Raw genomic sequence first — 26,126 nt, forward strand, 5'->3', positions numbered from 1 at the left:
CACTTTAACGCTTCAGCTTGCCTAATTACCCGTTTCATAAAAGTTAAAACCCGAGGCTGCCAGGTAATGGTATTACCACTGCTACGTTATCACTTTGCATTGCTTTATCAGTGAAGTTGTTAAAATGTGCTGGGTTTCATGATTTTGGTCAAGGTCCGTATGGACAGCTAGTGAATACTTTGTTACTTTATCGTCACGTTTTTGAAATTGGTATTACCAATTGACTCCGCGCTACTCGCAGAGACGATTCACTCAATACGGCTTACAGCGCGACTTACAACAAATTATGGCCTACAACAAAATACGTCAGCCCAAATTATCAGATGTCATCGAGCAGCAGCTCGAATACCTGATCTTGGAAGGGACGCTGCGTCCGGGGGAGAAATTACTGCCTGAACGCGAGTTGGCGAAGCAATTTGATGTTTCCCGGCCTTCTTTGCGAGAAGCAATTCAGCGCTTAGAAGCTAAGGGACTGCTGTTGCGTCGTCAGGGGGGCGGGACTTTCGTGCAAACCAATCTGTGGCAAAGCTTTAGCGATCCGCTAGCAGAGCTACTGGCTGACCATCCAGAATCACAATTCGATCTGTTAGAAACCCGTCATGCCCTCGAAGGTGTTGCTGCCTATTATGCAGCATTGCGCGGCACTGATGAAGATCTGCAACGTATCCGTGAATGCCATACTGTTATTCAGCAAGCGCAGGATAACGGCGATTTAGATGCTGAGGCAGATGCCGTTATGCAGTATCAAGTGGCTGTCACAGAGGCTGCGCATAATGTGGTTTTGCTGCATTTACTGCGTTGCATGGGGCCGATGCTGGAACAAAACGTAAGACAGAACTTTGAATTGCTTTACTCGCGCCGCGAAATGCTGGCAACGGTGAGCAGTCACCGCGCCGGGATTTTTGAGGCGATTGTGGCACGCGAGCCAGAGAAAGCCCGCGAAGCTTCACACCGTCACTTGGCGTTTATCGAGGAAATTCTGTTGGATCTTAGTCGGGAGCACAGTCGCCGTGAGCGATCTTTGCGTCGGCTCCAACAGCGCAAGGACTAGAAACGAATCATTCAGGTTGCGCCTCTGCAAGACCTCAATAACTCGTTTTGTACCCTTTGTACTTGAAGCTACAGGGTTGTTAGCTGCGTGAACTCACCCGAATCACTGACTTGGGTCAGCTTATCGAGATTCGTTCTCTGGCAGCGGCACGGTAACTTCAATTTCATTGGGTAGTTATTCTCATTTGAGAATTATTAGCGGCAACTATACCCAAAATAATTCGAGTTGTAGGTAGGCGGCAAGGGAATGACAAATCGGTCGTAGGTCGATTTGAACAGCATTTATGCTAGCCCGTAGGGTGAGTCTCAAAGAGACTCATTAATCCCCAGGAGCTTACTTGAGTAAGTGACTGGGGTGAGAGAGTACAGCCAACGCCTCTACAGCTTGAAGTATGACGGGGACAAACTGATGGGCCTATCTTCCGGTGTTTTCACCAGGGCACGTGCTTTAGCCTGGGGTTAAAGCACAGGAAGATAGGCTCCAAATAAACCATTAGAAACAGATAAGGAATACCACCATGTCAGAACGTTTAAATAATGACGTGGATCCGATCGAAACCCGCGACTGGCTACAGGCGATCGAATCGGTCATCCGTGAAGAGGGTGTTGAGCGTGCTCAGTATCTGATTGATCAGGTTTTGGGCGAAGCCCGTAAAGGTGGTGTGAGCGTTGCGGCAGGTTCTGCCAACCGTGATTACATCAACACCATCGCGGTAGAAGACGAACCCGCTTACCCTGGCAACCTGGAGCTTGAGCGTCGTATTCGCAGCGCTATCCGTTGGAATGCTGTGATGACCGTGTTGCGTGCGTCGAAGAAAGATCTGGATTTGGGCGGCCACATGGCATCCTTCCAGTCTTCCGCTACCTTCTACGAGGTTTGCTTCAACCACTTCTTCCGTGCTCGTAACCAAAAAGACGGCGGCGATCTGGTTTACTTCCAGGGCCACATTTCTCCAGGTGTTTACGCGCGTGCTTTCCTTGAAGGCCGCCTGACTCAAGAGCAAATGGATAACTTCCGTCAGGAAGTCGATGGTAAGGGTCTGTCTTCTTACCCGCATCCGAAACTGATGCCTGAATTCTGGCAGTTCCCAACGGTATCGATGGGCCTTGGCCCAATCAGTGCAATCTATCAGGCCAAGTTCCTGAAATACCTCCATCACCGTGGTCTGAAAGACACTGCAGCACAGACCGTGTACGCCTTCTTGGGCGACGGCGAGATGGATGAGCCAGAATCCAAAGGTGCGATCACCATCGCGACCCGTGAAAAACTGGATAACCTGGTCTTCGTTATCAACTGTAACTTGCAGCGCCTGGATGGCCCGGTTACCGGTAACGGCAAGATTATCAATGAGCTGGATGGCATCTTCAATGGTGCTGGCTGGCAGGTTCTGAAAGTGATTTGGGGTAGTCGTTGGGATGAGCTGCTGCGTAAAGATACCAGCGGTAAACTGATCCAACTGATGAACGAAACCCTGGATGGCGACTACCAGACCTTTAAATCCAAAGACGGCGCCTATGTCCGCGAACACTTCTTTGGCCGTTTCCCAGAAACTGCTGCATTAGTGAAAGACATGAGCGACGACGAGATCTGGTCTCTGAACCGTGGTGGTCATGATCCGAAGAAAGTCTTTGCCGCACTGAAGAAAGCACAAGAAACCACCGGTAAACCAACTGTTATCCTGGCCCACACCATTAAAGGTTACGGCATGGGCGAAACAGCAGAAGGCAAAAATATTGCTCACCAGGTGAAGAAAATGAACATGGAAGGGGTTCACCACTTCCGCGATCGTTTCAATGTGCCAGTTGCCGATGCTGATATCGAAAAACTGCCTTACATCACCTTCGAGAAAGATTCCGAAGAGCACAAATATCTGCATGAACGTCGTCAGGCGCTGGAAGGCTATGTGCCAACCCGCATGCCTAAGTTCACCGAGAAGCTGGAAATCCCTGCGTTGTCAGATTTCAGCTCCTTGCTGGAAGAGCAGAACAAAGAGATCTCTACCACTATCGCCTTCGTGCGTGTGCTGAACGTGATGCTGAAGAACAAGTCTATCAAAGACAGAATTGTTCCAATCATTGCTGACGAAGCGCGTACTTTTGGTATGGAAGGTCTGTTCCGTCAGATTGGTATTTACAGCCCGAATGGTCAGCAGTACACCCCGCAAGACCGTGAGCAGGTTGCTTACTACAAAGAAGACGAAAAAGGCCAGATCCTGCAAGAAGGGATCAACGAACTGGGTGCTGCCTCTTCATGGCTGGCTGCTGCGACCTCATACAGCACCAATGATCTGCCAATGATCCCGTTCTACATCTACTACTCCATGTTCGGTTTCCAACGTATCGGTGACCTGTGCTGGGCTGCGGGTGACCAACAGGCGCGTGGCTTCCTGATCGGTGGTACTTCAGGTCGTACTACTCTGAATGGCGAAGGTCTGCAACATGAAGATGGTCATAGCCACATTCAGTCACTGACCATCCCGAACTGTATCTCTTACGATCCGGCCTATGCTTATGAAGTTGCTGTCATCATGCATGACGGTCTGGAGCGTATGTACGGTGAAGCGCAGGAAAACGTCTATTACTACCTGACCACGCTGAACGAAAACTACCACATGCCAGCAATGCCACAGGGCGCAGAAGAAGGTATCCGTAAAGGTATCTACAAACTGGAAACTGTTGCAGGTAGCAAAGGCAAAGTGCAGTTGATGAGTTCAGGTGCAATCCTGCGTCACGTTCGCGAAGCGGCTCAGATTCTGGCTAACGACTACGGTGTTGGTTCTGATGTGTACAGCGTAACATCCTTCACTGAACTGGCCCGTGATGGTCAGGATTGTGAGCGTTGGAACATGCTGCACCCAACAGAAACGCCACGTGTTCCTTATGTGGCTCAAGTCATGAACGACGCGCCAGCGGTTGCTTCTACTGACTACATGAAGTTGTTCGCTGAACAAATTCGTAACTTCATTCCTGCCAGCGAGTTCCGCGTGCTGGGTACAGATGGTTTCGGCCGCTCTGACAGCCGTGAGAACCTGCGTCACCACTTCGAAGTTGATGCTTCTTACGTTGTGGTTGCAGCTCTGGGTGAATTGGCTAAACGCGGTGACATCGACGCCAGCGTAGTTGCACAAGCAATTACTAAGTTTGGTATCGACGCCGATAAAGTTAACCCGCGTCTGGCATAAGAGGTAAAGAACAAATGGCTATTGAAATTAACGTACCAGACATCGGTGCAGATGAAGTGGAAGTCACCGAAATTATGGTGAAAGTAGGCGATACCGTTGAAGCGGAACAGTCGCTTATCACCGTTGAAGGTGATAAAGCTTCCATGGAAGTCCCATCACCGCAGGCGGGCGTAGTTAAAGAAATCAAAATTGCAGTTGGCGATACTGTCGCGACCGGCAAACTGATGATGATCTTCGAAGCAACAGGTGCCGCTGCGGCGCCTGCAGCAGCCGAAGAAAAGCCAGCAGCCCCTGCTCAGGCAGCGGCGCCAGCGGCATCTGCGGTAAAAAATGTTGAAGTGCCAGATATCGGCAGCGACGAAGTTGAAGTGACTGAAATACTAGTGAAAGTGGGCGATACTGTTGCCGCTGAACAATCTCTGATCACTGTAGAGGGCGATAAAGCCTCTATGGAAGTGCCAGCGCCATTCGCCGGTACCGTTAAAGAGATCAAAATCAGCACTGGCGATAAAGTCAGCACCGGTTCTCCTATCATGATATTTGAAGTGGCAGGTGCTGCGGCACCCGCCGCGGCAACTGAGTCAGCTCCGGCCGCAGCTGCTGCTGCACCGGCCTCCTCAGCAGCAAAAAATGTCGAAGTGCCAGACATCGGTGGCGATGAAGTTGAAGTCACAGAAGTGATGGTTAAAGTGGGTGATAAAGTTGCCGCTGAACAATCACTGATCACCGTTGAAGGCGATAAAGCCTCAATGGAAGTGCCAGCACCATTTGCCGGTACCGTTAAAGAGATCAAAATCAGCACTGGCGACAAAGTTAAAACCGGCTCGCTTATCATGGTGTTCGAAGTGGAAGGCGCAGCCCCTGCTGTTGCACCTGCCCAGCCAGCGGCTCCTGCTGCTGCGGCACCGGCTAAAGCGGCCACCGCTCCTGGCGCGAAAGCTGAGAGCAAAGGCGAGTTTGCTGAGAATGACGCTTACGTGCATGCCACGCCGGTTATCCGTCGTTTAGCGCGTGAATTTGGCGTAAACCTGGCGAAAGTGAAAGGTACCGGTCGTAAAGGTCGTATCCTGCGCGAAGACGTTCAGGCCTACGTGAAAGATGCGGTCAAACGTGCTGAAACAGCCCCTGCTGCCACTGGCGGCGGTCTGCCAGGTATGTTGCCTTGGCCGAAAGTTGATTTCAGCAAGTTCGGTGAGATTGAAGAAGTTGAATTAGGCCGTATCCAGAAAATCTCTGGTGCGAACCTGAGCCGTAACTGGGTCACTATCCCTCATGTGACCCAATTCGATGAAGCGGATATCACTGAAGTTGAAGTGTTCCGTAAGCAACAGAACATCGAAGCTGAGAAGAAAAAACAAGATCTGAAAATCACCCCGCTGGTGTTCCTGATGAAGGCGGCTGCTAAGGCGTTGGAAGAGTTCCCACGTTTCAACAGCTCGATTTCTGAAGATGGTCAGAAACTGACATTGAAGAAATACATCAATATCGGTGTGGCGGTTGATACCCCTAACGGTCTGGTTGTTCCAGTATTCCGTGATGTGAACAAAAAAGGTATTGTCGAGTTGTCTCGCGAGCTGGCTGTTATTTCCAAGAAAGCGCGTGATGGCAAATTGACTGCATCTGACATGCAAGGCGGTTGTTTCACTATCTCCAGCCTGGGCGGCATCGGCGGGACGGCGTTTACGCCAATCGTCAATGCGCCAGAAGTGGCTATCTTGGGTGTGTCTAAATCATCCATGAAGCCAGTCTGGAATGGTAAAGAGTTTGCGCCACGTCTGATGCTGCCTCTGTCTCTGTCCTTCGACCACCGTGTGATCGATGGCGCAGCAGGTGCTCGCTTCGCAGCCTATATCGCGACCATTATGGCTGATATTCGCCGTTTGGTGATGTAATCGCCAAGGCCGGCTTCGTGCCGGCCTTGTTTTTATATAGATTAGGGTTGTTGAGACACTCGTCACTCGATGTTGCTTTTCAGATTATTAACAATTCTGTAAACTGCTCGCGGTGCAAGCGTCCCGGTGGATGAAGGGCGTTATGAAATTAATTAGCCTAATATATTCGATAGATTTCAAAATGATGTCTGACCCGCCGGACAAACAATTAAGAGGTCATGATGAGTACTGAAATTAAAACTCAGGTCGTGGTACTTGGGGCAGGTCCAGCAGGGTACTCTGCTGCTTTTCGTTGCGCGGATTTAGGTTTGGAAACCATTCTGGTTGAGCGTTACTCTACTTTGGGTGGTGTTTGCCTGAATGTGGGTTGTATCCCTTCCAAGGCATTGTTGCACGTTGCCAAAGTTATCGAAGAAGCTAAGGCGCTGGCTGAACACGGTATCGTTTTTGGTGAGCCTAAAACTGACATTGATAAAGTCCGTGTCTGGAAAGAGAAAGTTATCAATCAGTTAACCGGTGGTTTGGCAGGTATGGCTAAAGGCCGTAAAGTCAAAGTGGTTAATGGTTTTGGTAAATTTACTGGCGCGAACACCTTAGTGGTTGAAGGCGAAAATGGCCCAACTACCATTACCTTCGATAACGCGATTATCGCGGCCGGTTCTCGCCCAATCCAACTGCCATTTATTCCTCATGAAGACCCACGTGTTTGGGACTCAACTGATGCACTGGCACTGAAAAGCGTTCCTGAACGTCTGCTGGTTATGGGCGGTGGCATCATCGGTCTGGAAATGGGTACGGTTTACCATGCGCTGGGCTCGAAAATTGATGTGGTAGAAATGGCTGACCAGGTTATTCCGGCTGCTGATAAAGACGTGGTGAAAGTTTTTACCAAGCGCATCAGTAAGCAGTTCAACCTGATGCTGGAAACCAAAGTGACGGCGGTAGAAGCCAAAGAAGACGGTATCTATGTCACGATGGAAGGCAAAAAAGCGCCAGCAGAACCACAGCGCTATGATGCCGTTCTGGTGGCTATCGGCCGTGTACCTAACGGCAAATTGCTGGATGCCGGTCAGGCTGGTGTAGAAGTTGATGAGCGTGGCTTTATCCACGTTGATAAACAACTGCGTACCAACGTGCCGCATATCTTTGCTATCGGTGACATCGTGGGTCAGCCAATGCTGGCACATAAAGGTGTGCACGAAGGTCATGTTGCTGCTGAAGTTATCTCCGGCCTGAAACATTACTTCGATCCGAAAGTCATTCCATCTATTGCGTACACTGAACCTGAAGTCGCATGGGTGGGTCTGACCGAGAAAGAAGCGAAAGAAAAAGGCATCAGCTTTGAGACCTCCACCTTCCCGTGGGCGGCATCGGGCCGTGCTATCGCTTCAGATTGCGCAGACGGTATGACTAAACTTATCTTCGACAAAGAAACTCACCGTATCATCGGTGGTGCCATTGTTGGGACTAACGGTGGTGAACTGTTAGGTGAAATCGGTCTGGCGATCGAGATGGGTTGTGATGCGGAAGATATCGCGTTGACCATCCATGCTCACCCTACCTTGCATGAATCTGTCGGTCTGGCCGCGGAAATCTACGAAGGTAGCATTACCGACTTGCCTAACCCGAAAGCGAAAAAGAAATAATTTTCGCTAATACAGCAAGATAATGAAGCGGCTCCTTAACAGGGGCCGTTTTTTTGTTTAAAGGTTTTTATCACTCAGGCATTTTTTATCGATCAAAAATCGATCCCGCCCGTAGTTGACTGGGCGAGATATGAAAGGTCCGCCGCAGTGCGGTGGCAAAGTTGGCAGGGCTGGTATAACCAGCAATGGCGGCGGCTTGATCGATACTGACTCCTTCTTTCTGTAATGCCAGCATGGCCCGCTTTAAACGACAATGGCGCAGATATTCAAATACCGTAATGTGGTAACTTTCACGAAAACGTCGCTGCAAGGTACTCTGGCTCATATTCACCAGACCGGCTAATTCACTCATCGATAGGTGGTCAGCCTCACCACTTTCCAGCCAGTCACGTACCTGCTGAACCCGGTTCAACCCACGTAATGATATTTTATTTTGCTGCTGGGCTTGCTGCTCCAGTGAACTGAACGCTTCAATGATCAGCCCAATACATTGTGTTTCCCATTGCAACCGCTCCAGCGGCGTTGAAAAGGGTGGGGCGCTCGCTATTTTCTGAGCAATGGCTTGCGAGTGAACTGATGGACGCCATAAATGAATCGCCAGATGCTGTTGGGTAAAGTTATACAACGTATCCCATGCGCCGGCTTGTGGCAGCAAATCGCCATACAGCCATTCACGGTCAAAAGTCAGTGTTAACGTGCGCTCGTGACTGTTGTTTTTACCGTGGCGAGTAAACAGGGTGCTTTCAGTTAATGAGACCAGCGAGGCATCGCCTTTTTCCTGCAAATGCAACTGTTGACCGCCGAATGAGATATGCGCGCTGCCACTAACCACAATAGCCAGTTTCAGTGCTGGATTAAGCCGGTTTTGCGTCTTGATATCACAGAGGTTGGTGACATTCGCGGTATGTAAAATCAGATGTGGGTTCAGACGCAATACTTGAAAGTCGCCAAACAATACCGGGTCAGTGGACAATGATTTCACGCTGCTCAGTTGATAATCACTGGCAACCAGATTCGATTGTTGCACAATTTGTTCACGATAAATCGGTTTGGATGAAGGAGAGACATTGCGTAATTTGTTTTGCTTCACCGTCGACATGACGAACTCTCCACTGACATTATGACAACATTGACGTTCTGACAAACAGATTTGCTGTTTGCACAAACCTTTTCCCTATATGCAAATGTAACAATTAACGCGATGAATTGATAATGGAAATAATTATCAATCTTGTTCGTCTTTATCGCCCAACGAATAGATTGCCAGAGATTTTACTCTGCGGATATTTGCTGTGGGCTTTTTTGCATCAGGGGAAAGTGTAATGAAAGTAAAATGGCAACGGCGTTCTCTGACGACATTGATCGGTATTTGCATATCGACTCCGCTCTGGGCACAAACTCAAGCGACAAATCAAGCTGAGTCCACAGCAGCGACACAGGCGACAGCGCAAACAACCGCCACCACATCGCAGCAAGAGCCTGCTGTGGCCGGTGGGTCGGCAACCACCGGTGATACGCTGGTGGTGACCGCTCAACAGCAAGTTCGTCAGGCGCTGGGGGCATCAACTATCACCGCAGAGGATATCCGCAAACGGCCACCCGCGAATGACCTGTCCGAAATTATCCGCACCATGCCGGGTGTTAATCTTTCCGGTAACTCTGCCAGTGGTCAGCGTGGTAATAATCGGCAAATTGATATTCGTGGCATGGGGCCTGAAAATACGCTGATTATGATTGATGGCATACCGGTCTCCAGCCGTAATGCGGTGCGTTATGGCTGGCGTGGTGAACGTGATACCCGTGGTGATACCAACTGGGTTCCCGCGAATATGGTTGAGAAAATCGAAGTTTTACGCGGGCCGTCAGCGGCACGCTATGGCAACGGTGCAGCCGGTGGTGTAGTGAATATCATCACCAAACAGCCGGACAAAGAACTACATGGTAGCTGGAACGCCTACATGAACCTGCCGCAGCACAGCGAGGAAGGCGCGACCCGTCGTACCGATTTCAGTCTGTTGGGGCCGCTAAGTGATACCGTCAGTTTCCGCTTGTACGGTGGATACAATAAAACCGATGCTGATGATTGGGATATTAACCAAGGCCATGAATCTGCCCGTACCGGTAACCAGGCCGGTACACTGCCGGCCGGCCGTGAAGGGGTACGAAATAAAGATATCAACGGGTTACTGCGTTGGGAATTCGCCCAAGGCCAATCTCTGGAATTCGAGGCAGGTTATAGCCGCCAGGGAAATATTTATGCCGGTGATACACAAAACACAAACAGCAATGCCATAGTTCGCAGCTTATACGGTGCGGAAACTAACGTGATGTACCGCGATAATTTCTCGCTAACACACCGTGGTTTTTGGGATAACGGCGTCAGTACAACCTCCTATTTTCAGTATGAAGATACGCGCAACTCACGAATCAATGAGGGGCTGGCGGGCGGTACAGAAGGCATATTCTCAAATAAATATTTCAGTACTATCAAGCTGGACAACTATCTGGCCCACTCCGAGGTTAACCTGCCATTTGAATTGGGCGTTAATCAGGTGCTGACCGTGGGGGCGGAATGGAATGACCAGAAAATGAACGATCCAAGCTCTAATACCCAAACGACGAGTGAGGGTGGCAGTGTCAGCGGTTTGACGGGGACTGGGCGCAATACTCGTAGCTCGGCGCAGATAGCCTCGGTATTTGTTGAGGATAATATCGAGTTGACGGATACCACCATGCTCACCCCAGCACTGCGCTTTGATCATCACAGCACCGCGGGAAGTAACTGGAGTCCAGGCCTGAATCTGTCACAGGAACTGGGTGATTACTTCACCATGAAAATGGGTATTGCCCGTTCTTATAAAGCGCCAAATCTCTATCAAACCAACCCTAACTATCTGTTATATAGCCGTGGTCAAGGTTGCTATGGCGGTGGCGGCAGTTGCTACCTGATGGGTAATGATTCTCTGTCTGCTGAAACCAGCGTAAACAAAGAGATCGGGTTCGAGTTCCACGATGACGGCATTATTGCCGGTATCACTTACTTCCGTAATGATTATCGTAATAAGATCGAGCCGGGTTTGCTCTCCCTCGGGACTGCCAGTGGCGGTACCGGTGCTTATGCTAATTCCGATATCTTCAAGTGGAGTAACGTGCCGAAAGCGTTGGTGGAAGGGTTGGAAGGTAATCTGACTGTGCCCTTCACTGAGACAGTACAGTGGAGCAGCAATCTGACCTATATGCTGGAGTCGAAGAACAAAAGTACCGGCGATTACTTATCGATCACGCCGGAGTTTACTTTGAATAGTTCACTGAACTGGCAGGCAACTGATGATTTGTCACTGCTATCCACCGTGACCTGGTATGGGCGTCAGAAGCCGAAAAAATATGACTATCAAGGTCTGCCGGTTACGGGTACGGCACGCAATGAAGTCAGCCCATATGCCATCTTTGGTCTCAGTGCTAGCTATACAGTGACAAAAAATGTCAGTGTCACCACTGGGATTGAAAACCTGTTCGACAAACGCCAGTTCCGTGCCGGTAATGCCCAGAGCGTAGCCGGTATCGCGGGTGCAGGGGCAGCGACTTACAATGAGCCGGGCCGGACCTATTTTGTTAGCTTGAATACCCAATTCTAATTGCCCTTCATACTTGGGGCATAGAGTCTTTTATCAAAGCAGAAACAGTGGTTATCGGCTGTTTCTGCTTCATTTATCGCCACAATATCTTCCCTTCGTTATTTATCACCCTAAAAGTCATATCAATAGCACGAGATTCTCATAGAGAGATGGTATCCATTCATTTACTGTGGTTATCATACAGCGGTGTTTTTGCGGATATTGCCCTAGGGTGAGAGGCTAACTGAGAGCCATTATCAATACTTCAGGTGATTACACTGCGCTCAACGATTCAGCAAAAATTTAATGTTGCTTTTATGTGAACGAATTAACACTGAGTTCAAATACTGGTATGCTGGCTGGGCAAACTGGGCGTCTTACCTACACCTACTGCATCAGTGATGATGGCTGGTGACAACAGATAAGCCTGGAAAATATATGATAATTAAAGCGAGGAGAGAGTCGTGCTAGAAGAATACCGTAAGCACGTAGCCGAGCGTGCTGCTGAGGGTATCGTCCCCAAGCCATTAGATGCATCACAAATGGCCGCGCTGGTTGAATCATTAAAAAATCCGCCGGCGGGCGAAGAAGAATTTTTATTAGATCTGCTGATCAACCGTGTTCCACCCGGTGTTGATGAAGCAGCCTACGTTAAAGCCGGTTTCCTGGCGGCGATTGCCAAGGGTGAAGCCAACTCCCCTCTGATTAACGCTGAAAAAGCGATTGAACTGCTTGGCACTATGCAGGGCGGTTATAACATTCATCCGCTGATTGATGCGTTAGATAACGAACAGCTGGCACCGATTGCGGGCAAAGCGTTATCTCACACCTTGCTGATGTTTGATAACTTCTACGATGTGGAAGAAAAAGCCAAAGCGGGTAACCCACATGCCAGGAAGGTGATGCAATCCTGGGCTGATGCCGAATGGTATCTCTCCCGACCGCCTTTGGCCGAAAAAATCACGGTCACCGTATTCAAAGTAACCGGTGAAACCAATACCGATGATTTGTCCCCGGCGCAAGATGCCTGGTCGCGCCCTGATATTCCACTGCATGCCTTGGCGATGCTGAAAAATGCCCGTGAAGGCATTCACCCAGATCAACCGGGTAGCGTTGGCCCGATCAAACAGATCGAAGAACTGAACAAAATCGGTTTCCCGCTGGCCTACGTCGGTGATGTGGTCGGTACCGGTTCTTCCCGTAAATCCGCCACCAACTCGGTGCTGTGGTTTATGGGCGACGACATCCCTTACGTGCCGAACAAGCGCGGCGGTGGCGTGGTGCTGGGCAGCAAAATTGCCCCGATCTTCTTTAACACCATGCAAGATGCCGGTGCTTTGCCAATCGAAGTGGATGTTGCCAATCTAAACATGGGCGACGTGATTGATATCTTCCCGTATCTGGGCGAAGTACGCCGCCATGATACCGGTGAGATACTCGCGACCTTCGAGCTGAAAACTGACGTGTTGCTGGACGAAGTCCGTGCTGGTGGCCGTATTCCACTGATTGTTGGCCGTGGCTTGACCACTAAAGCTCGTGAGTCGCTGGGTCTGCCAGTCAGCGAAGTATTCCGTGTGGCGAAGCCAGTTGCCAAAAGCAATACAGGCTTCTCGCTGGCACAGAAAATGGTTGGCCGCGCATGTGGCGTTGAAGGTGTGCGCCCAGGCGAATACTGCGAACCTAAGATGACCTCGGTCGGTTCACAAGACACCACCGGCCCGATGACCCGTGATGAGCTGAAAGACTTGGCATGTCTGGGCTTCTCCGCTGATTTGGTGATGCAGTCATTCTGTCATACTGCCGCTTATCCTAAGCCCGTTGATGTGACCACTCACCATACTTTGCCTGATTTCATTATGAACCGTGGTGGCGTATCGCTGCGTCCTGGTGATGGCATCATCCACTCGTGGTTGAACCGCATGCTGCTGCCAGATACGGTTGGTACCGGTGGTGACTCCCATACTCGCTTCCCGATTGGGATCTCCTTCCCGGCAGGTTCTGGTTTGGTGGCCTTTGCGGCCGCAACAGGTGTAATGCCTTTGGACATGCCTGAATCGGTGCTGGTGCGTTTTAAAGGTAAAATGCAGCCGGGTATCACTCTGCGTGATCTGGTGCATGCAATTCCTTACTACGCGATTCAGGAAGGCCTGCTGACGGTTGAGAAGCAAGGCAAGAAGAACATCTTCTCTGGCCGAATTCTGGAAATTGAAGGCCTGCCAGAGCTGAAAGTCGAACAGGCATTCGAGTTGGCCGATGCTTCCGCTGAACGTTCTGCTGCTGGTTGTACCATTAAATTGGATAAAGCGCCGATCACCGAATACCTGCAATCCAATATCGTCTTGTTGAAGTGGATGATTGCGGAAGGCTACGGCGACCGCCGTACGCTGGAGCGCCGGGTTAATGGTATGGAAAGCTGGCTGGCGAATCCAAATCTACTGGAAGGCGATGCCGATGCGGAATATGCAGCGGTAATCGAAATCGATCTGGCTGATATCACACAACCTATTCTGTGTGCGCCAAACGATCCAGATGATGCTCGCTTGTTGTCTGATGTGGCTAACAGCAAGATCGATGAAGTGTTTATCGGTTCTTGCATGACCAACATTGGCCACTTCCGCGCGGCGGGTAAGTTGCTGGATCAACATAAAGGCCAATTGCCAACACGTTTGTGGGTTGCACCTCCGACCAAAATGGATGCCGCACAGTTAACCGAAGAGGGCTACTACAGCGTCTTTGGTAAGAGTGGTGCCCGTATTGAGATTCCGGGCTGTTCACTGTGTATGGGTAACCAGGCTCGTGTGGCTGATGGTGCGACAGTGGTTTCTACGTCAACCCGTAACTTCCCGAATCGCTTGGGGAATGGGGCGAATGTCTATCTGGCGTCGGCTGAACTGGCGGCGATTGCATCACTGCTGGGGCGTCTGCCAACGCCTGAGGAATATCAAACTTATATGGCTCAGGTTGATAAGACCGCAGAGGATACTTATCGCTACCTGAACTTCGATCAGTTGAGCCAATATACGGACAAAGCTGACGGTGTTATCTTCCAAACCGCAGTCTAAACAGCTATACCCTTTGTCTTTGGAGTGACAGGGCGGTTAGCTTGCCGCCTATCTGTAACCCCAATTACTTTGGGTATGATGTATAATACGTATCTGACGGGAGGCCTATGGCCTCCCGTTTCTATTTTAAACAAACCGTCTGGTAGTGAAATCTTAGCGGTATTTACCGGCTTTGCGAGCTTGCGCCAAGTGGGTGGGCTAAATACGGTTACAATAATTATAAGAGCATCAGGAGGGCATGCTATGGACTATGAATTCTTGCGTGATTTAACAGGGCAAGTGCTGGTCAGATTCTCCATGGGACATGAAGTGATCGGCCATTGGCTCAATGAAGAGATTAAGGGCGACCTGGCAAAACTCGATCAAATTGAAGCCGCCGCTATGGAAGTGAAAGGCAGTGAGCGCCAATGGCAGTTGACCGGCCATGAATATACCTTGTGGCTGGATGGGGAAGAAGTGATGGTGCGTGCCAATCAACTGGATCTCGACGGCGATGAGATGGAAGAGGGCATGAATTACTATGATGAAGAAAGCCTCTGTCTGTGCGGATTAGAGGACTTTCTGCTGGTATTGAAAGGCTATCGTAACTTCATTACTTCTAAATAAAATATTTACTCAAAGAACTTGGCGTTGCTGCCTACCTGCGGCTTCAAGTTCGAAGGGGATTGCGGCTGGCAGACCAGCATAGCAGAGAACCTACCACCACCATCGCCACTCCGGGCCAGAAAGCGGCTGAGGGCAGGGTATTGAGCCACAAGCTGGCAATCAATATCGATAGCAGTGGTGTGAAGTAGGACAGAGCAGCCACTAATGTGGCATTGCCCTTTTTCATGGCAATATCCCAACACAGATAGGCCAGCGCAGTGTTGGCTCCCATAAGTAACAGTTCAAACGTTGCCCGTGTGGTGAAATGCAACTTGCCGGGGGTCAGCATAAAGAACATGACCCACAAACACAGGGCGCAGGCGAGTAAAAACAGCGGCAACGCCCCTGGCCCACGGCTGTACAAACGGACCAGATTGGAGTAAGCCGCCCAGGTAAACGCCGCGATGAGAGCCAGGCTGTAGGCCAGAGGGTTACTGCTAACATTGGTGCTCAATACATTGATATCTAGCCCGTTTCCACCGCTGACTACCCAGATTACACCGAATAGAGCAAGTGCAACTCCCAGCCATAACCACCAACGGGCGCGCAGCTTAAGTAATGGAACTGCTAACAGCAAGGTTAAACTCGGCCACAGGTAATTGATCAGGCCAATTTCCAGTGTCTGCTGACGGTCATTAGCCATACCAATAGCCAAAGCGAACGCCACCATATACACCACAAATAGCAAACCACAACCGTACAGATAAGCTGGATGCTGTCCACGTAACGTGGGTTTACCCGCCACCAACCACACCAAAACTCCACTCACGCTGTAAATTGCCGCTCCGGCCCCAAACGGACCCAAGGTTTCAGATAGTCCGCGCGTCAAAGCGACACTCATGCTCCAAAGTAGGATTGCAATAATGCCATACAGGGTGGGGAGGCGGTTCATTCGCGGGGTCATTCCTTGAGTTGGAGGTATTAACCGGGCAAAAAGAGTTATGCCCGATTAATTGGTTTCTTGTCTGACTTATTACTGATTAATAACATATAAATACAGTGGTATTACCGGCAACGTATCACATTTCTGGCACATTGCGGCCATAGTAAATTTCCTGCATCTCTTTATATAACAGGCGAGTAATACGTTCTCTTTCTGCGGCACTCAGCTCTTCCGGCTTGGCGTTAAACAGATAATGCTTCAAATCGAAGTCTTTCAACATCATCTTGGTATGAAAGATGTTTTCTTGATAAACATTCACATCCATCATGTGATACAGCGACTTCATATCGTCAGACATGAAATTCTGAATCGAGTTGATCTTATGATCGATAAAATGCTTTATCCCATTGATATCACGGGTAAAGCCCCGTACGCGATAATCCATCGTAACAATGTCGGACTCCAACTGATGGATAAGGTAATTCAGGGCTTTCAGCGGTGAAATCACTCCACAGGTAGAGACTTCGATATCTGCGCGGAAAGTGCATAACCCCGCTTCAGGGTGGCTTTCTGGGTAGGTATGAACGCAGATATGGCTCTTGTCCAAATGGGCAACCACTGCATTTGGCAGCGGGCCGGGGTGCTCAGAGGTATCAACATCGCGCGGATCGACCGGTTCTTCGCTGACCAGAATGGTAACACTCGCCCCCTGAGGGTCGTAATCCTGACGTGCGACATTCAATATATTTGCGCCAATGATCGAGCAGGTTTCGCTCAAGATCTCGGTCAGGCGGTTGGCGTTGTACTGTTCGTCAATGTAGGCGATATAGCCATCGCGGTCGTCTGCGGTCTCGGCATAACAAATATCGTAAATACAAAAACTCAGGCTTTTGGTCAGGTTGTTGAAGCCGTGTAGTTTAAGCTTGGACAATTTAGTTCACCTCCTTATTTGGCTGTTAAGGCATCCAGCAGATACTGCGGCAAGGCAAAGCTGCCGACATGAATGGCTGGGTTATAGTAGCGGCAGTTTAGGCCTGCTTTAGCAAAACGCTGTTGTAGCGTGGCAAGATCCAGCTGACGCAGCGAGGGGTTTTGAGTCGCCCACGCGAAGGTCATAATACCGCCATAATAGGTCGGAATTGCGGCCTGATAAAAACTGACATCACTGAAATAGTGGCTAAGCTTATTGTGGCTGCCGACGGCTTCATCCTGTTGTAGGAAGCATACGCCGTTTTGTGCCACAAAAATGCCGCCTTGGTTCAGGCTACGGGCACATCCCTGGTAGAAAACTGAGGTAAACAGGATTTCTCCTGGGCCGATGGGATCGGTACAGTCGGAGATGATGACATCGAATTTTTCAGTGGTCTGGTTAACGAAGTTAACACCATCATCAATAACTAATGTGAAACGAGGATCGTCATAGGCACCCGCACTGTGATTCGGCAGATATTGGCGGCAGAACTCCACGACACCGGCGTCAATTTCCACCATGGTAATCTGTTCGATATTTTTATGGCGGCTGACTTCACGCAGCATGGCACCATCACCACCACCGATGATAAGTACCTTCTTCACCTGACCGTGGGCCAGTAAAGGCACATGAGTCATCATTTCGTGATAGATAAACTCATCGCGCTCGGTCGTCTGAACCACGCCATCCAGTGCCATGACACGGCCCAGCACGGGATTTTCAAAAATCACCAGATCCTGATGCTCGGTTTTCTCGTGGTACAGCACATTTTCTACTGAAAAATACTGACCGAAGTTGGCATGCAATGTTTCATACCATAGTTCTTTCTGTGACATGTTCGGGGCTTCTCCTTCGCAGTAACAGCCATGAAAAATGGGGGCAACATCATAGCCAACTCTGGATGAGGTTGCACGGTGGAATTTCAGACTGAAAGGGTAAAGGCGGGATTGTTAGTTCGCGTAAGCCAATAAACTCAACGAGTCACGGGCCAGAGACTTGCATTTGGTAGGAACTGGAATAGCAATACCACGCAGGTCGCGATAACTCTCTTCGCCCAACGCTTTCATATTAAAGCTATTATAGTTACGCAGGTCCCAGCGATTTTGCTGAGCAAAATAGACGATAGCCCGTTTGATTTCGTTATTGGGTAATTCGTTATAACCACAATCATTTTTCAGATAGACAAATACCGCAGTCAGATCCGCAAGATCTTCTGCTTCGGATTCACTTAATGCAGAACTGGCAGATGAAAATCCGCACAGAGTAAGCAGCAGCATAACTAACGTTGTTCTTTTCATAGCGGAAACAGGCTTGTTCATTGTTAACAGACGTTATCACACTGTGATGGTTCAGAGTAAATTTTATTATACCCTTCGTACTTGAAGCCGCAGGGGTGTTAGCGATGCAGGTGACTCTCCCGCACCCTGGACCTTGCCAGGCGAGGTTAGTGCAAGCAGATTTATCACCAGAATCACTTACCTGATTTGGATTGACTCACCAAGTGATTGATTACATCTTGACCTTCCTGTAAGGGGAGGGTTTAAGCTCACAAACTGCTGTTTTTGTGTCTTGCAGGCACTCACTCATTATCAAGATGGAGACGACCATGCATCGCCGTGATTTTATTAAGTTAACGGCAGCTCTTGGAGCCGCCACTTCACTGCCGTTATGGAGCCGCGCGGCCTTGGCCGCAGATTTATCACCACTGCCTATTCCGCCTCTGCTCCAGCCCGATGCCAATAGCAAAATTAATTTGAATATCCAGACCGGTACTGTGGCCTGGCTACCCTCCGTAGCAACGCAGACCTGGGGTTATAATGGCAATCTACTGGGGCCTGCCATCCGTTTGCAACGAGGCAAACCGGTCACTATTGATATCACTAATTCCCTACCAGAAGCGACCACGGTGCACTGGCACGGACTGGAAATCCCCGGCGAAGTGGACGGTGGTCCACAGGCACTGATTCAACCCGGCACAACCCGGCAGGTTGTTTTTAGTGTCGATCAACCGGCGGCTACCTGCTGGTTCCATCCCCACACTCATGGGAAGACTGGCCAGCAAGTGGCCATGGGCTTAGGCGGATTGGTCCTGATCGATGACAGTGAGAGCGAGAAACTTCCTCTGCCAAAGCTGTGGGGTGTAGACGATATTCCGGTTATTTTGCAGGATAAATTACTGGGTAAAGATGGGCAGATTGATTATCAGTTAGATGTGATGACGGCGGCTGTTGGTTGGTTTGGCGATCGGATGTTTACCAATGGAGCACATTATCCGCAGCAAATCACCCCACGCGGTTGGGTGCGACTAAGGCTGCTCAATGGCTGTAATGCCCGCTCCCTTAATTTGGCACTCAGCGATGGCCGCCCGATGTATGTGATTGCCAGCGACGGTGGCTTACTGGCCGAACCGGTAGCCGTGCGTGAGTTGCCAATACTGATGGGTGAACGTTTTGAGGTGCTGGTAGATACTGCTGATGGTAAGCCGCTTGATCTGGTTACTTTGCCAGTGAAACAGATGGGTATGACCCTGGCCCCGTTCGATAAGCCATTACCGGTATTGCGCATTCAGCCATCACTGGCCGCGGGTAGCAAGGTGCTCCCGGATTCGCTGGTTGTGGTGCCGGCATTAGCCGATGCCACTGGCTTGCAAGAGCGCTGGTTCCAACTGATGATGGATCCGAAATTGGATATGTTAGGGATGCAAGCGCTGATGAGCCGTTATGGTATGCAAGCAATGGCTGGCATGAACATGGGTAACGGTGCCATGAATGGCATGGATCACAGCAATATGGCCGGTATGGAGAGTGGCGCGATGAAAGGCGCGGCGGCTTTTGATTTCAGCCATGCCAATATGATTAACGGCAAACCGTTCTCGATGATTGAACCGGCGTTTGACGCGAAGCTCGGGAAATTCGAGAAGTGGACCGTTTCTGGTGAAGGCGACATGATGTTACATCCCTTCCATGTCCACGGGACACAGTTCCGTATTTTGACAGAAAACGGCAAACCACCGGCAGAGCATCGCCGTGGCTGGAAAGATATTGTACGAGTGGAAGGTGCGCGCAGTGAGATATTAGTGCGTTTTAGTCACCTCGCACCAGCCAGTATGCCTTATATGGCCCACTGCCATCTGTTGGAACATGAAGATACTGGCATGATGTTGGGCTTTACCGTCAGCGCTTAGGGGGTATCAACAGGTTATGTGTGCGGCGGGTGAGTCCGTCGCAACATCGCTTAGGCTATGGTAAACTCAGCGGCTTTCTTGTGGCAAGTAACGTAAAAAAGCGACGTAAATACTTATGAAACACACTGTAGAAGTCATGATTTCCGAGCAGGAAGTCAAAGCCCGAATTGCCGAATTAGGCCACCAAATCTCCGAACACTACCGCGATAGCGGCAGTGAAATGGTGCTGGTCGGGTTGCTCCGTGGCTCATTTATGTTTATGGCTGACTTATGCCGTGCCATTGATGTTTCCCATGAAGTCGATTTTATGACGGCCTCCAGCTACGGCAATGGCATGAGTACCACGCGAGATGTGAAAATCCTGAAAGATTTGGATGAAGATATCCGTGGTAAGGATGTGCTGATTGTTGAAGATATAATCGACTCCGGTAATACATTAAGTAAAGTGCGTGAAATTCTGCAATTGCGTGGGCCGAAATCACTGGCTATCTGCACGTTGCTGGATAAACCAGAGCGTCGCGAAGTTCAGGTGCCGGTTGAGTGGGTCGGCTTCGCCATTCCTGATGAATTCGTGGTGGGTTACGGTATCGATTATGCCCAGCGCTACAGGCATTTGCCATATGTAGGCAAAGTCGTGATGTTTGACGAGTGATCAGGAGCGGCTACTGCGCGTCGCCATTTTGAGATTCCGCAGTACTCAGAATCCTCACGTAGCCATGATTTATAAAGTCATGGTGTACGCTCCGGTTCTTGCGTACTGGGCGCACTCAAACTGATTTAGCTCGCTACGCCTTATTTGCCGATGGTTACGGCACGTCAATATTTTGAGTTCGAGTGTCTTTAGCAGCATTTAGGGATGGGATAGGGTGTGTTTTAACACCCTCCCGTAGCACTTATTAGTTTTGTCTGTTTGGTTGCAGTATTTTTGCCATTGCTTCGCGGTACTTTATTTCCAGTTCGCTTAGGCTGGTGGCCGAGACTTTCAAATCAGTCAGTTTGCCATCGTCAATACCATAGACCCAGCCGTGAATCATGGCTTTCTGCCCGCGCTTCCAGGCGGAACGGACAATGGTCGAATGACCCAAGTTATACACTTGTTCTACGACATTGATTTTACATAACATATTGCTGCGCTCTTCAGCTGGCAATTCACCCAGCAGTGAGCTGTGTTTAAACCAAAGATCCCGGATGTGCAGTAACCAGTTATCGATAAGCCCTAATTCAAGGTCTTTTTGCATAGCGGCTTCAACACCGCCACAGCCCAGGTGGCCACAGATAATGATATGCTCGACCTGCAAAACATCGATGGCGTATTGCACCACGGACAAGCAATTGAGATCCGTATGGATAACCAGATTGGCTACATTGCGGTGAACGAATAATTCACCCGCTTTCAGGCCGGTCAACTGTTCCGCGGGGACGCGGCTATCTGAACAGCCTATCCACAGAAAGCGAGGTTTCTGGGCTTGTGCCAGGTGTTCAAAAAAATCGGGGTCATCTTTACTGATTGAATTTGACCAGATGTCATTGTTCGCGAGAAGCTTCTCTATTTCTTTCATTAATGTAAATAGCCTGTAATGAACGGATTGCGATAGGATAATATACGGCAACGATAACGATTTTGAAATCGGAACAGTGACCCTGTTGATCGCGCAATTTTCGTCTGCGTAACATCTTCTCGGTATCGACCCATGATCCCTTCTGCTCCCCGTAACTTGCCCTGACAGGCGAGCTAAGTCAGGCATGGGTATGCTGTTATCGCTGAGAAACTCATAGAATAAGGTTCTTTTTTACTTATGACATATGCACTGGAAATAACGCAACTAACCAAAACCTATGCAGGTGGCGTTCAGGCACTACGTGGCATTGATCTGCGCGTAGAGGCAGGTGATTTTTATGCCCTGCTTGGGCCGAATGGTGCGGGTAAATCGACCACCATTGGCATTATCAGTTCATTAGTGAACAAAACGTCCGGTAAGGTACAAGTTTTTGGTTACGATATTGATAATGATATCGTGAATGCCAAACGCCAACTTGGGTTAGTACCACAGGAGTTTAACTTCAACCCATTCGAGACGGTGTTGCAGATTGTGATTACCCAAGCGGGGTATTACGGCGTCACGCGGCGTGACGCGTTACAACGTGCCGAGAAATACCTCACTCAGTTGGATTTGTGGAGCAAACGCAATGAGCGCGCTATCCGGCTGTCGGGCGGGATGAAGCGCCGTTTGATGATTGCGCGTGCGCTGATGCATGAGCCGAAGTTGCTAATCCTTGATGAACCTACCGCTGGGGTGGATATCGAATTACGCCGCTCGATGTGGGGGTTCCTGAAAGAGCTGAATGCGCAGGGGACTACCATCATTCTGACTACCCACTATCTGGAAGAAGCAGAAATGCTGTGCCGTAACATTGGTATTATCCAGAATGGTGAACTGGTGGAAAATACCACCATGAAGCAGTTGCTTGGCAAACTTGAGTCAGAAACCTTTATTTTTGATTTGGGTATTAAAAGCCCGCTACCTAAGCTGGAGGGTTATGGTTATCGTCTGACGGACACCTCAACGCTGGAGGTTGATGTTAAGCGTGAGCAAGGTCTGAATGGTTTATTCAGTCAATTGAACGCTCAGGGAATTCAGGTACAAAGTATGCGCAACAAGGCTAACCGTCTGGAAGAGCTATTTGTCACCTTGGTTAATGGTAACGGGGGAGAGAAAGCATGACCCGCCTATATTGGGTAGCATTACAGAGTATTTGGATCAAAGAAATTACGCGTTTTGCTCGTATCTGGATTCAAACACTGGTACCACCGGTGATTACTATGTCGCTCTATTTCGTTATTTTCGGCAACCTGATTGGTGCCCGAATTGGTGATATGGGCGGTTTTAATTATATGCAATTTATCGTTCCCGGCTTGATTATGATGGCGGTTATCACCAACTCATATGCCAACGTCGCTGCATCGTTCTTTGGTGCTAAATTCCAGCGCAGTATTGAAGAGTTGCTGGTAGCTCCGGTACCCACACATATTGTGATTATCGGTTATGTCGGTGGTGGGGTCGCCCGTGGGATCTGTGTCGGTATTCTGGTAACGATTATCTCACTGTTCTTCGTACCGTTGCATGTCCACTCTTGGTCAATGATTGCACTGACATTGATGCTGACGGCCATTCTGTTTTCCCTCGGTGGGTTACTGAATGCGGTATTTGCCAAAACGTTCGATGATATCAGCCTGGTGCCTACTTTTGTGCTGACCCCCTTGACGTATCTGGGCGGGGTATTTTACTCGCTATCATTACTGCCCCCTTTTTGGCAGGTGGTATCGAAACTAAATCCCATTGTGTACATGATAAGTGGGTTCCGTTATGGCTTCCTTGGGATTTCTGATGTGCCATTGGTATTGACCATTGGTGTTTTGGTGGTATTCATCGCGGTGTTTTATGCGTGGGCTTGGTATTTGATAGAGCGTGGTCGTGGGCTACGCACCTAATACCCTTCGGCCTTGACGTTACAGCGGTGTTGGCTACGTTCACTTACCCGAATCACTTACTGATGTAAGCTCATCGGGATGCGCTGACTTACCGCCTTGCTGTAACGCCAATGACTTTGGGTATTCTTTTCGGCCTTGACGTTACAGCGGTGTTGGCTACGTTCACTTACCCGAATCACTTGACCTCTGTAAGCTCATCGGGATGCGCTGACTTGCCGCCTTGCTGTAACGCCAATGACTTTGGCTATTAGCAGAGATTGATCGTGAATTATTAGTTAGTTAATTGTTGTTAATACTGGAATTTAAACGTAATAAATAATGTCCCCATCTAATATCGTCTTTCTCAACTTCTGGCGTCTCGTGCTATGCTGGCGCACCAGATTTTCCCCTTTTCAATTCAGCGCCAAATGCGCATAAGTAGAACGATAATGTGGCATAAAAACAGAATAGCTATTGGGATGCTACTCGGTCTTGTCATGTCGGTAATGATACCGGCAACCCATGCAGATCTCTTACCTGATGAAGCAACACTTACGCCTAAATATATGGTTGCACAGCGTGATAGCGAAATATATTCACTGGTTGGTGAGAAGGTCATTCCTGTCGGTGAGATTAAAGAAGATCAACTTATTCAGGTTTTACCCGCTGCGGCAGAATACTATGAATTTAAATTTGGTAATGGCATCGGTTTTATTGATAAGGACGATTTAGAAGATATCAACAAAGCACGAAAAACCAACGATATCTTGGGTGATCTGAATAAACCCCTGCCCAATCAAAATATATTGATCAAGCGCGAAACTCCTGTCTATCTGGCGGCGGATGTGCGCAGTGAGCAGTTTGCTACGCTGGTAGATAACTTGCGTTACCCTATCGTGGGTAAATTGAAAGACCGGTTAGGGAATACCTGGTATCAGGTCAATATTGGTGATCGCTTAGGCTATGTCAGTAGTGTCGATGCTGAAATCGATAACGGCATCCCGATCCTGACCTATCACCATATGTTGAAGAATGAGGAGAATAAACGTTTCCTCAATACATCAACCACCACCTCTGATGCGGCATTCAGTAACCAGATGACCTATCTCAAGCAGACAGGTTACGACACGATTTCGCTCTATCAGCTTGAAGGTTATCTCAATAACAAGATTAATCTGCCCGCAAAAGTTGTAGTACTGACCTTTGACGATGGTCTTAAATCGGTCCACCGCTACGCATATCCTATATTGAAAGAAAATGGCTTCCGGGCTACGGCATTTATTATTTCATCACGAATTAAGCGCCATCCACAAAAATGGAACCCTGATTCATTACAGTTTATGAGTATCTCTGAATTGAAAGAGATTCAGGATGTATTTGATGTTCAGTCTCATACTCATTTCTTACACCGGACTGATAATAAACGTAACCCTATCTTATTGAGCCGTTCTTATCACAATATTGTTTTTGATTTTGAACACTCACGACGAGCGTTATCTCAATTTAATCCGCACGTGATCTTTCTGTCATATCCCTTTGGTGGTTTTAACCAAACCGCAATCGATGCGGCGAAAAATGCGGGTTTCCATTTGGCGGTGACCACCCTACAAGGCAAGGTAAAACCGGGTGATAATCCGTATACCCTTAAGCGGCTATATATTTTGCGTACTGATTCAATACCGACCATGGCTGAACGTATTGCCAATGAACCGGGTCAGATACCCGTACCTGCCGCACCGACAGTGATGGAATCAGATTAGCTGTTTGATAGTGTGAGTTTATGATGTGAAAAAGGCGCTGTATTTAAGCGCCTTTTTTATGGTGCAACTGCACGTGTAAAGGGCAATTAAGCGACTTGAACCGGCACTGCTTTGGCCTTGCGTTGCAGTTGATTCTGACCTTCAAAATACGCCACTTTAGGGTGGTGCAATCGGGCATCAGCATCAGACATCTGTACGTAGGAACAGATGATCAGCTTATCACCGACACAAGCACAACGCGCCGCGGCACCATTCACCGAGATAATCCGTGAACCGCGTTCGGCGGCGATAGCATAAGTGGAAAAACGCTGACCATTATCAACGTTATAAATATCAATGGCTTCGTATTCCAGAATGCCTGCGGCTTCCAGGAAATCCTGATCGATAGCGCAGGAACCTTCATAGTGCAAATCAGCTTGAGTGACTTTGACCCGATGCAGTTTGCCTTGCAACATAGTGCGTATCATAACTCTTACCTTTGACCCCGGTTATTACCCAGAATAAGTCTGGCATCCTATCCCATCATCGATTGATTTAGGGAGAAGCATCCAGTTTTGCTGATTTTATACCGCTTGTCTATGACTCAGCGATTGAGTGATAAAAACAGCGGCTTAAAACGGGTCTACGGCTGGCGGAACAGGGTTATGTTATCAAACCCCCGATCCCATGCTCTCTCGGTTGCTTGTGCAGGCGTTGGTCGCAAAGATAGGGATGCTTTGGTGCCATCAGAGGTGGAGATTGAGTATTTATTGGTGTTAATGTTAATTAT

At 49.1% G+C, this 26,126-nt stretch carries 19 protein-coding genes; 12 read left to right on the top strand and 7 right to left on the bottom strand.

Translation table 11 applies throughout. The annotated features are described in order from the left end of the window. Positions 1-286 precede the first annotated feature (286 nt). The 4 genes from pdhR to lpdA all read left to right on the top strand — a co-directional run bounded on the left by pdhR (position 287) and on the right by lpdA (position 7,770). On the top strand, positions 287-1,051 hold the full coding sequence (pdhR, locus tag V1952_RS08585) for a pyruvate dehydrogenase complex transcriptional repressor PdhR (RefSeq protein WP_049613280.1): 765 nt from the start codon (positions 287-289) through the stop codon (positions 1,049-1,051). 517 nt (positions 1,052-1,568) lie between these two features. Beyond that, positions 1,569-4,232 carry a pyruvate dehydrogenase (acetyl-transferring), homodimeric type gene (gene aceE / locus V1952_RS08590; protein ID WP_372558019.1) on the top strand — a complete coding sequence of 888 codons (2,664 nt, stop codon included), beginning with the start codon at positions 1,569-1,571 and terminating at the stop codon, positions 4,230-4,232. 14 nt (positions 4,233-4,246) lie between these two features. Beyond that, on the top strand, positions 4,247-6,124 hold the full coding sequence (aceF, locus tag V1952_RS08595; protein ID WP_420074610.1) for a pyruvate dehydrogenase complex dihydrolipoyllysine-residue acetyltransferase: 1,878 nt from the start codon (positions 4,247-4,249) through the stop codon (positions 6,122-6,124). Between the two features lie 221 nt (positions 6,125-6,345). After that, complete coding sequence (gene lpdA / locus V1952_RS08600) at positions 6,346-7,770, top strand: dihydrolipoyl dehydrogenase (RefSeq protein ID WP_372558021.1); 1,425 nt, start codon at positions 6,346-6,348, stop codon at positions 7,768-7,770. An 85-nt stretch (positions 7,771-7,855) separates the two neighbouring features. Here lpdA and V1952_RS08605 read toward each other — a convergent pair whose 3' ends face one another. Beyond that, positions 7,856-8,869 carry a helix-turn-helix domain-containing protein gene (locus V1952_RS08605; protein WP_083160484.1) on the bottom strand — a complete coding sequence of 338 codons (1,014 nt, stop codon included), beginning with the start codon at positions 8,867-8,869 and terminating at the stop codon, positions 7,856-7,858. A gap of 223 nt (positions 8,870-9,092) precedes the next feature. Here V1952_RS08605 and V1952_RS08610 point away from each other — a divergent pair, with 223 nt between their 5' ends. The 3 genes from V1952_RS08610 (at position 9,093) to yacL (ending at position 15,052) form a co-directional block, all read left to right on the top strand. Next, entirely contained in the window at positions 9,093-11,405 is a 2,313-nt protein-coding gene (locus V1952_RS08610) for a TonB-dependent siderophore receptor (protein ID WP_420074611.1), read from the top strand. 443 nt (positions 11,406-11,848) lie between these two features. Further along, a complete protein-coding gene (gene acnB / locus V1952_RS08615) occupies positions 11,849-14,446 on the top strand; it encodes a bifunctional aconitate hydratase 2/2-methylisocitrate dehydratase (protein WP_420074612.1) in 2,598 nt (865 codons plus the stop codon). A gap of 243 nt (positions 14,447-14,689) precedes the next feature. Beyond that, a complete protein-coding gene (yacL, locus tag V1952_RS08620) occupies positions 14,690-15,052 on the top strand; it encodes a protein YacL (RefSeq protein WP_083160480.1) in 363 nt (120 codons plus the stop codon). 43 nt (positions 15,053-15,095) lie between these two features. Here yacL and yddG read toward each other — a convergent pair whose 3' ends face one another. From yddG to V1952_RS08640, 4 genes are all read right to left on the bottom strand, one after another. Continuing rightward, the gene (yddG, locus tag V1952_RS08625) at positions 15,096-15,983 is read right to left on the bottom strand and encodes an aromatic amino acid DMT transporter YddG (RefSeq protein ID WP_372558024.1); all 888 of its coding nucleotides are present in this window, start codon (positions 15,981-15,983) and stop codon (positions 15,096-15,098) included. Positions 15,984-16,110: 127 nt separating this feature from the next. After that, complete coding sequence (gene speD / locus V1952_RS08630) at positions 16,111-16,905, bottom strand: adenosylmethionine decarboxylase (RefSeq protein ID WP_083160476.1); 795 nt, start codon at positions 16,903-16,905, stop codon at positions 16,111-16,113. Positions 16,906-16,919: 14 nt separating this feature from the next. Continuing rightward, positions 16,920-17,780 (bottom strand): polyamine aminopropyltransferase, encoded by an 861-nt coding sequence (speE, locus tag V1952_RS08635; RefSeq protein ID WP_420074613.1) that lies wholly within the window; start codon positions 17,778-17,780, stop codon positions 16,920-16,922. 114 nt (positions 17,781-17,894) lie between these two features. Next, positions 17,895-18,242 carry a YacC family pilotin-like protein gene (locus V1952_RS08640; RefSeq protein WP_016266377.1) on the bottom strand — a complete coding sequence of 116 codons (348 nt, stop codon included), beginning with the start codon at positions 18,240-18,242 and terminating at the stop codon, positions 17,895-17,897. A gap of 308 nt (positions 18,243-18,550) precedes the next feature. Between V1952_RS08640 and cueO the strand changes: the two genes are divergently transcribed. Further along, a complete protein-coding gene (gene cueO / locus V1952_RS08645) occupies positions 18,551-20,128 on the top strand; it encodes a multicopper oxidase CueO (RefSeq protein ID WP_420074614.1) in 1,578 nt (525 codons plus the stop codon). 115 nt (positions 20,129-20,243) lie between these two features. Continuing rightward, positions 20,244-20,780, top strand: a complete 537-nt coding sequence (gene hpt / locus V1952_RS08650; protein WP_372558028.1) for a hypoxanthine phosphoribosyltransferase — start codon at positions 20,244-20,246, stop codon at positions 20,778-20,780. Positions 20,781-21,024: 244 nt separating this feature from the next. On the opposite strand, the gene can is transcribed toward hpt, so the two are convergent. Continuing rightward, positions 21,025-21,687 carry a carbonate dehydratase gene (gene can / locus V1952_RS08655; protein WP_372558029.1) on the bottom strand — a complete coding sequence of 221 codons (663 nt, stop codon included), beginning with the start codon at positions 21,685-21,687 and terminating at the stop codon, positions 21,025-21,027. A gap of 237 nt (positions 21,688-21,924) precedes the next feature. On the opposite strand from can, the gene V1952_RS08660 reads away from it, so the two are divergent. The 3 genes from V1952_RS08660 to V1952_RS08670 all read left to right on the top strand — a co-directional run bounded on the left by V1952_RS08660 (position 21,925) and on the right by V1952_RS08670 (position 25,357). Beyond that, positions 21,925-22,851 carry an ABC transporter ATP-binding protein gene (locus V1952_RS08660; RefSeq protein WP_420074615.1) on the top strand — a complete coding sequence of 309 codons (927 nt, stop codon included), beginning with the start codon at positions 21,925-21,927 and terminating at the stop codon, positions 22,849-22,851. Next, positions 22,848-23,618 carry an ABC transporter permease gene (locus V1952_RS08665; RefSeq protein ID WP_372558030.1) on the top strand — a complete coding sequence of 257 codons (771 nt, stop codon included), beginning with the start codon at positions 22,848-22,850 and terminating at the stop codon, positions 23,616-23,618. Before V1952_RS08660 ends, V1952_RS08665 begins: the two co-directional genes overlap by 4 nt. A 428-nt stretch (positions 23,619-24,046) precedes the next feature. Further along, complete coding sequence (locus V1952_RS08670; RefSeq protein ID WP_372558031.1) at positions 24,047-25,357, top strand: polysaccharide deacetylase family protein; 1,311 nt, start codon at positions 24,047-24,049, stop codon at positions 25,355-25,357. A gap of 86 nt (positions 25,358-25,443) precedes the next feature. Here V1952_RS08670 and panD read toward each other — a convergent pair whose 3' ends face one another. Then, positions 25,444-25,824 (bottom strand): aspartate 1-decarboxylase, encoded by a 381-nt coding sequence (gene panD, locus V1952_RS08675; protein ID WP_032905470.1) that lies wholly within the window; start codon positions 25,822-25,824, stop codon positions 25,444-25,446. Positions 25,825-26,126 lie beyond the last annotated feature (302 nt).

It is taken from the genome of Yersinia sp. 2542 StPb PI (assembly GCF_048593855.1).
GTDB classification, from domain to species: domain Bacteria; phylum Pseudomonadota; class Gammaproteobacteria; order Enterobacterales; family Enterobacteriaceae; genus Yersinia; species Yersinia enterocolitica_E.

Bases quoted from the DNA above. Each gene is read 5' to 3' on its own strand.
- lpdA (WP_372558021.1), top strand. From the start codon at position 6,346: ATGAGTACTGAAATTAAAACTCAGGTCGTGGTACTTGGGGCAGGTCCA.
- V1952_RS08610 (WP_420074611.1), top strand. From the start codon at position 9,093: ATGAAAGTAAAATGGCAACGGCGTTCTCTGACGACATTGATCGGTATT.
- aceF (WP_420074610.1), top strand. From the start codon at position 4,247: ATGGCTATTGAAATTAACGTACCAGACATCGGTGCAGATGAAGTGGAA.
- aceE (WP_372558019.1), top strand. From the start codon at position 1,569: ATGTCAGAACGTTTAAATAATGACGTGGATCCGATCGAAACCCGCGAC.
- can (WP_372558029.1), bottom strand. From the start codon at position 21,687: ATGAAAGAAATAGAGAAGCTTCTCGCGAACAATGACATCTGGTCAAAT.
- speE (WP_420074613.1), bottom strand. From the start codon at position 17,780: ATGTCACAGAAAGAACTATGGTATGAAACATTGCATGCCAACTTCGGT.
- V1952_RS08665 (WP_372558030.1), top strand. From the start codon at position 22,848: ATGACCCGCCTATATTGGGTAGCATTACAGAGTATTTGGATCAAAGAA.
- cueO (WP_420074614.1), top strand. From the start codon at position 18,551: ATGCATCGCCGTGATTTTATTAAGTTAACGGCAGCTCTTGGAGCCGCC.
- V1952_RS08670 (WP_372558031.1), top strand. From the start codon at position 24,047: ATGTGGCATAAAAACAGAATAGCTATTGGGATGCTACTCGGTCTTGTC.
- pdhR (WP_049613280.1), top strand. From the start codon at position 287: ATGGCCTACAACAAAATACGTCAGCCCAAATTATCAGATGTCATCGAG.
- V1952_RS08640 (WP_016266377.1), bottom strand. From the start codon at position 18,242: ATGAAAAGAACAACGTTAGTTATGCTGCTGCTTACTCTGTGCGGATTT.
- hpt (WP_372558028.1), top strand. From the start codon at position 20,244: ATGAAACACACTGTAGAAGTCATGATTTCCGAGCAGGAAGTCAAAGCC.
- panD (WP_032905470.1), bottom strand. From the start codon at position 25,824: ATGATACGCACTATGTTGCAAGGCAAACTGCATCGGGTCAAAGTCACT.
- yddG (WP_372558024.1), bottom strand. From the start codon at position 15,983: ATGAACCGCCTCCCCACCCTGTATGGCATTATTGCAATCCTACTTTGG.
- V1952_RS08605 (WP_083160484.1), bottom strand. From the start codon at position 8,869: ATGTCGACGGTGAAGCAAAACAAATTACGCAATGTCTCTCCTTCATCC.
- yacL (WP_083160480.1), top strand. From the start codon at position 14,690: ATGGACTATGAATTCTTGCGTGATTTAACAGGGCAAGTGCTGGTCAGA.
- V1952_RS08660 (WP_420074615.1), top strand. From the start codon at position 21,925: ATGACATATGCACTGGAAATAACGCAACTAACCAAAACCTATGCAGGT.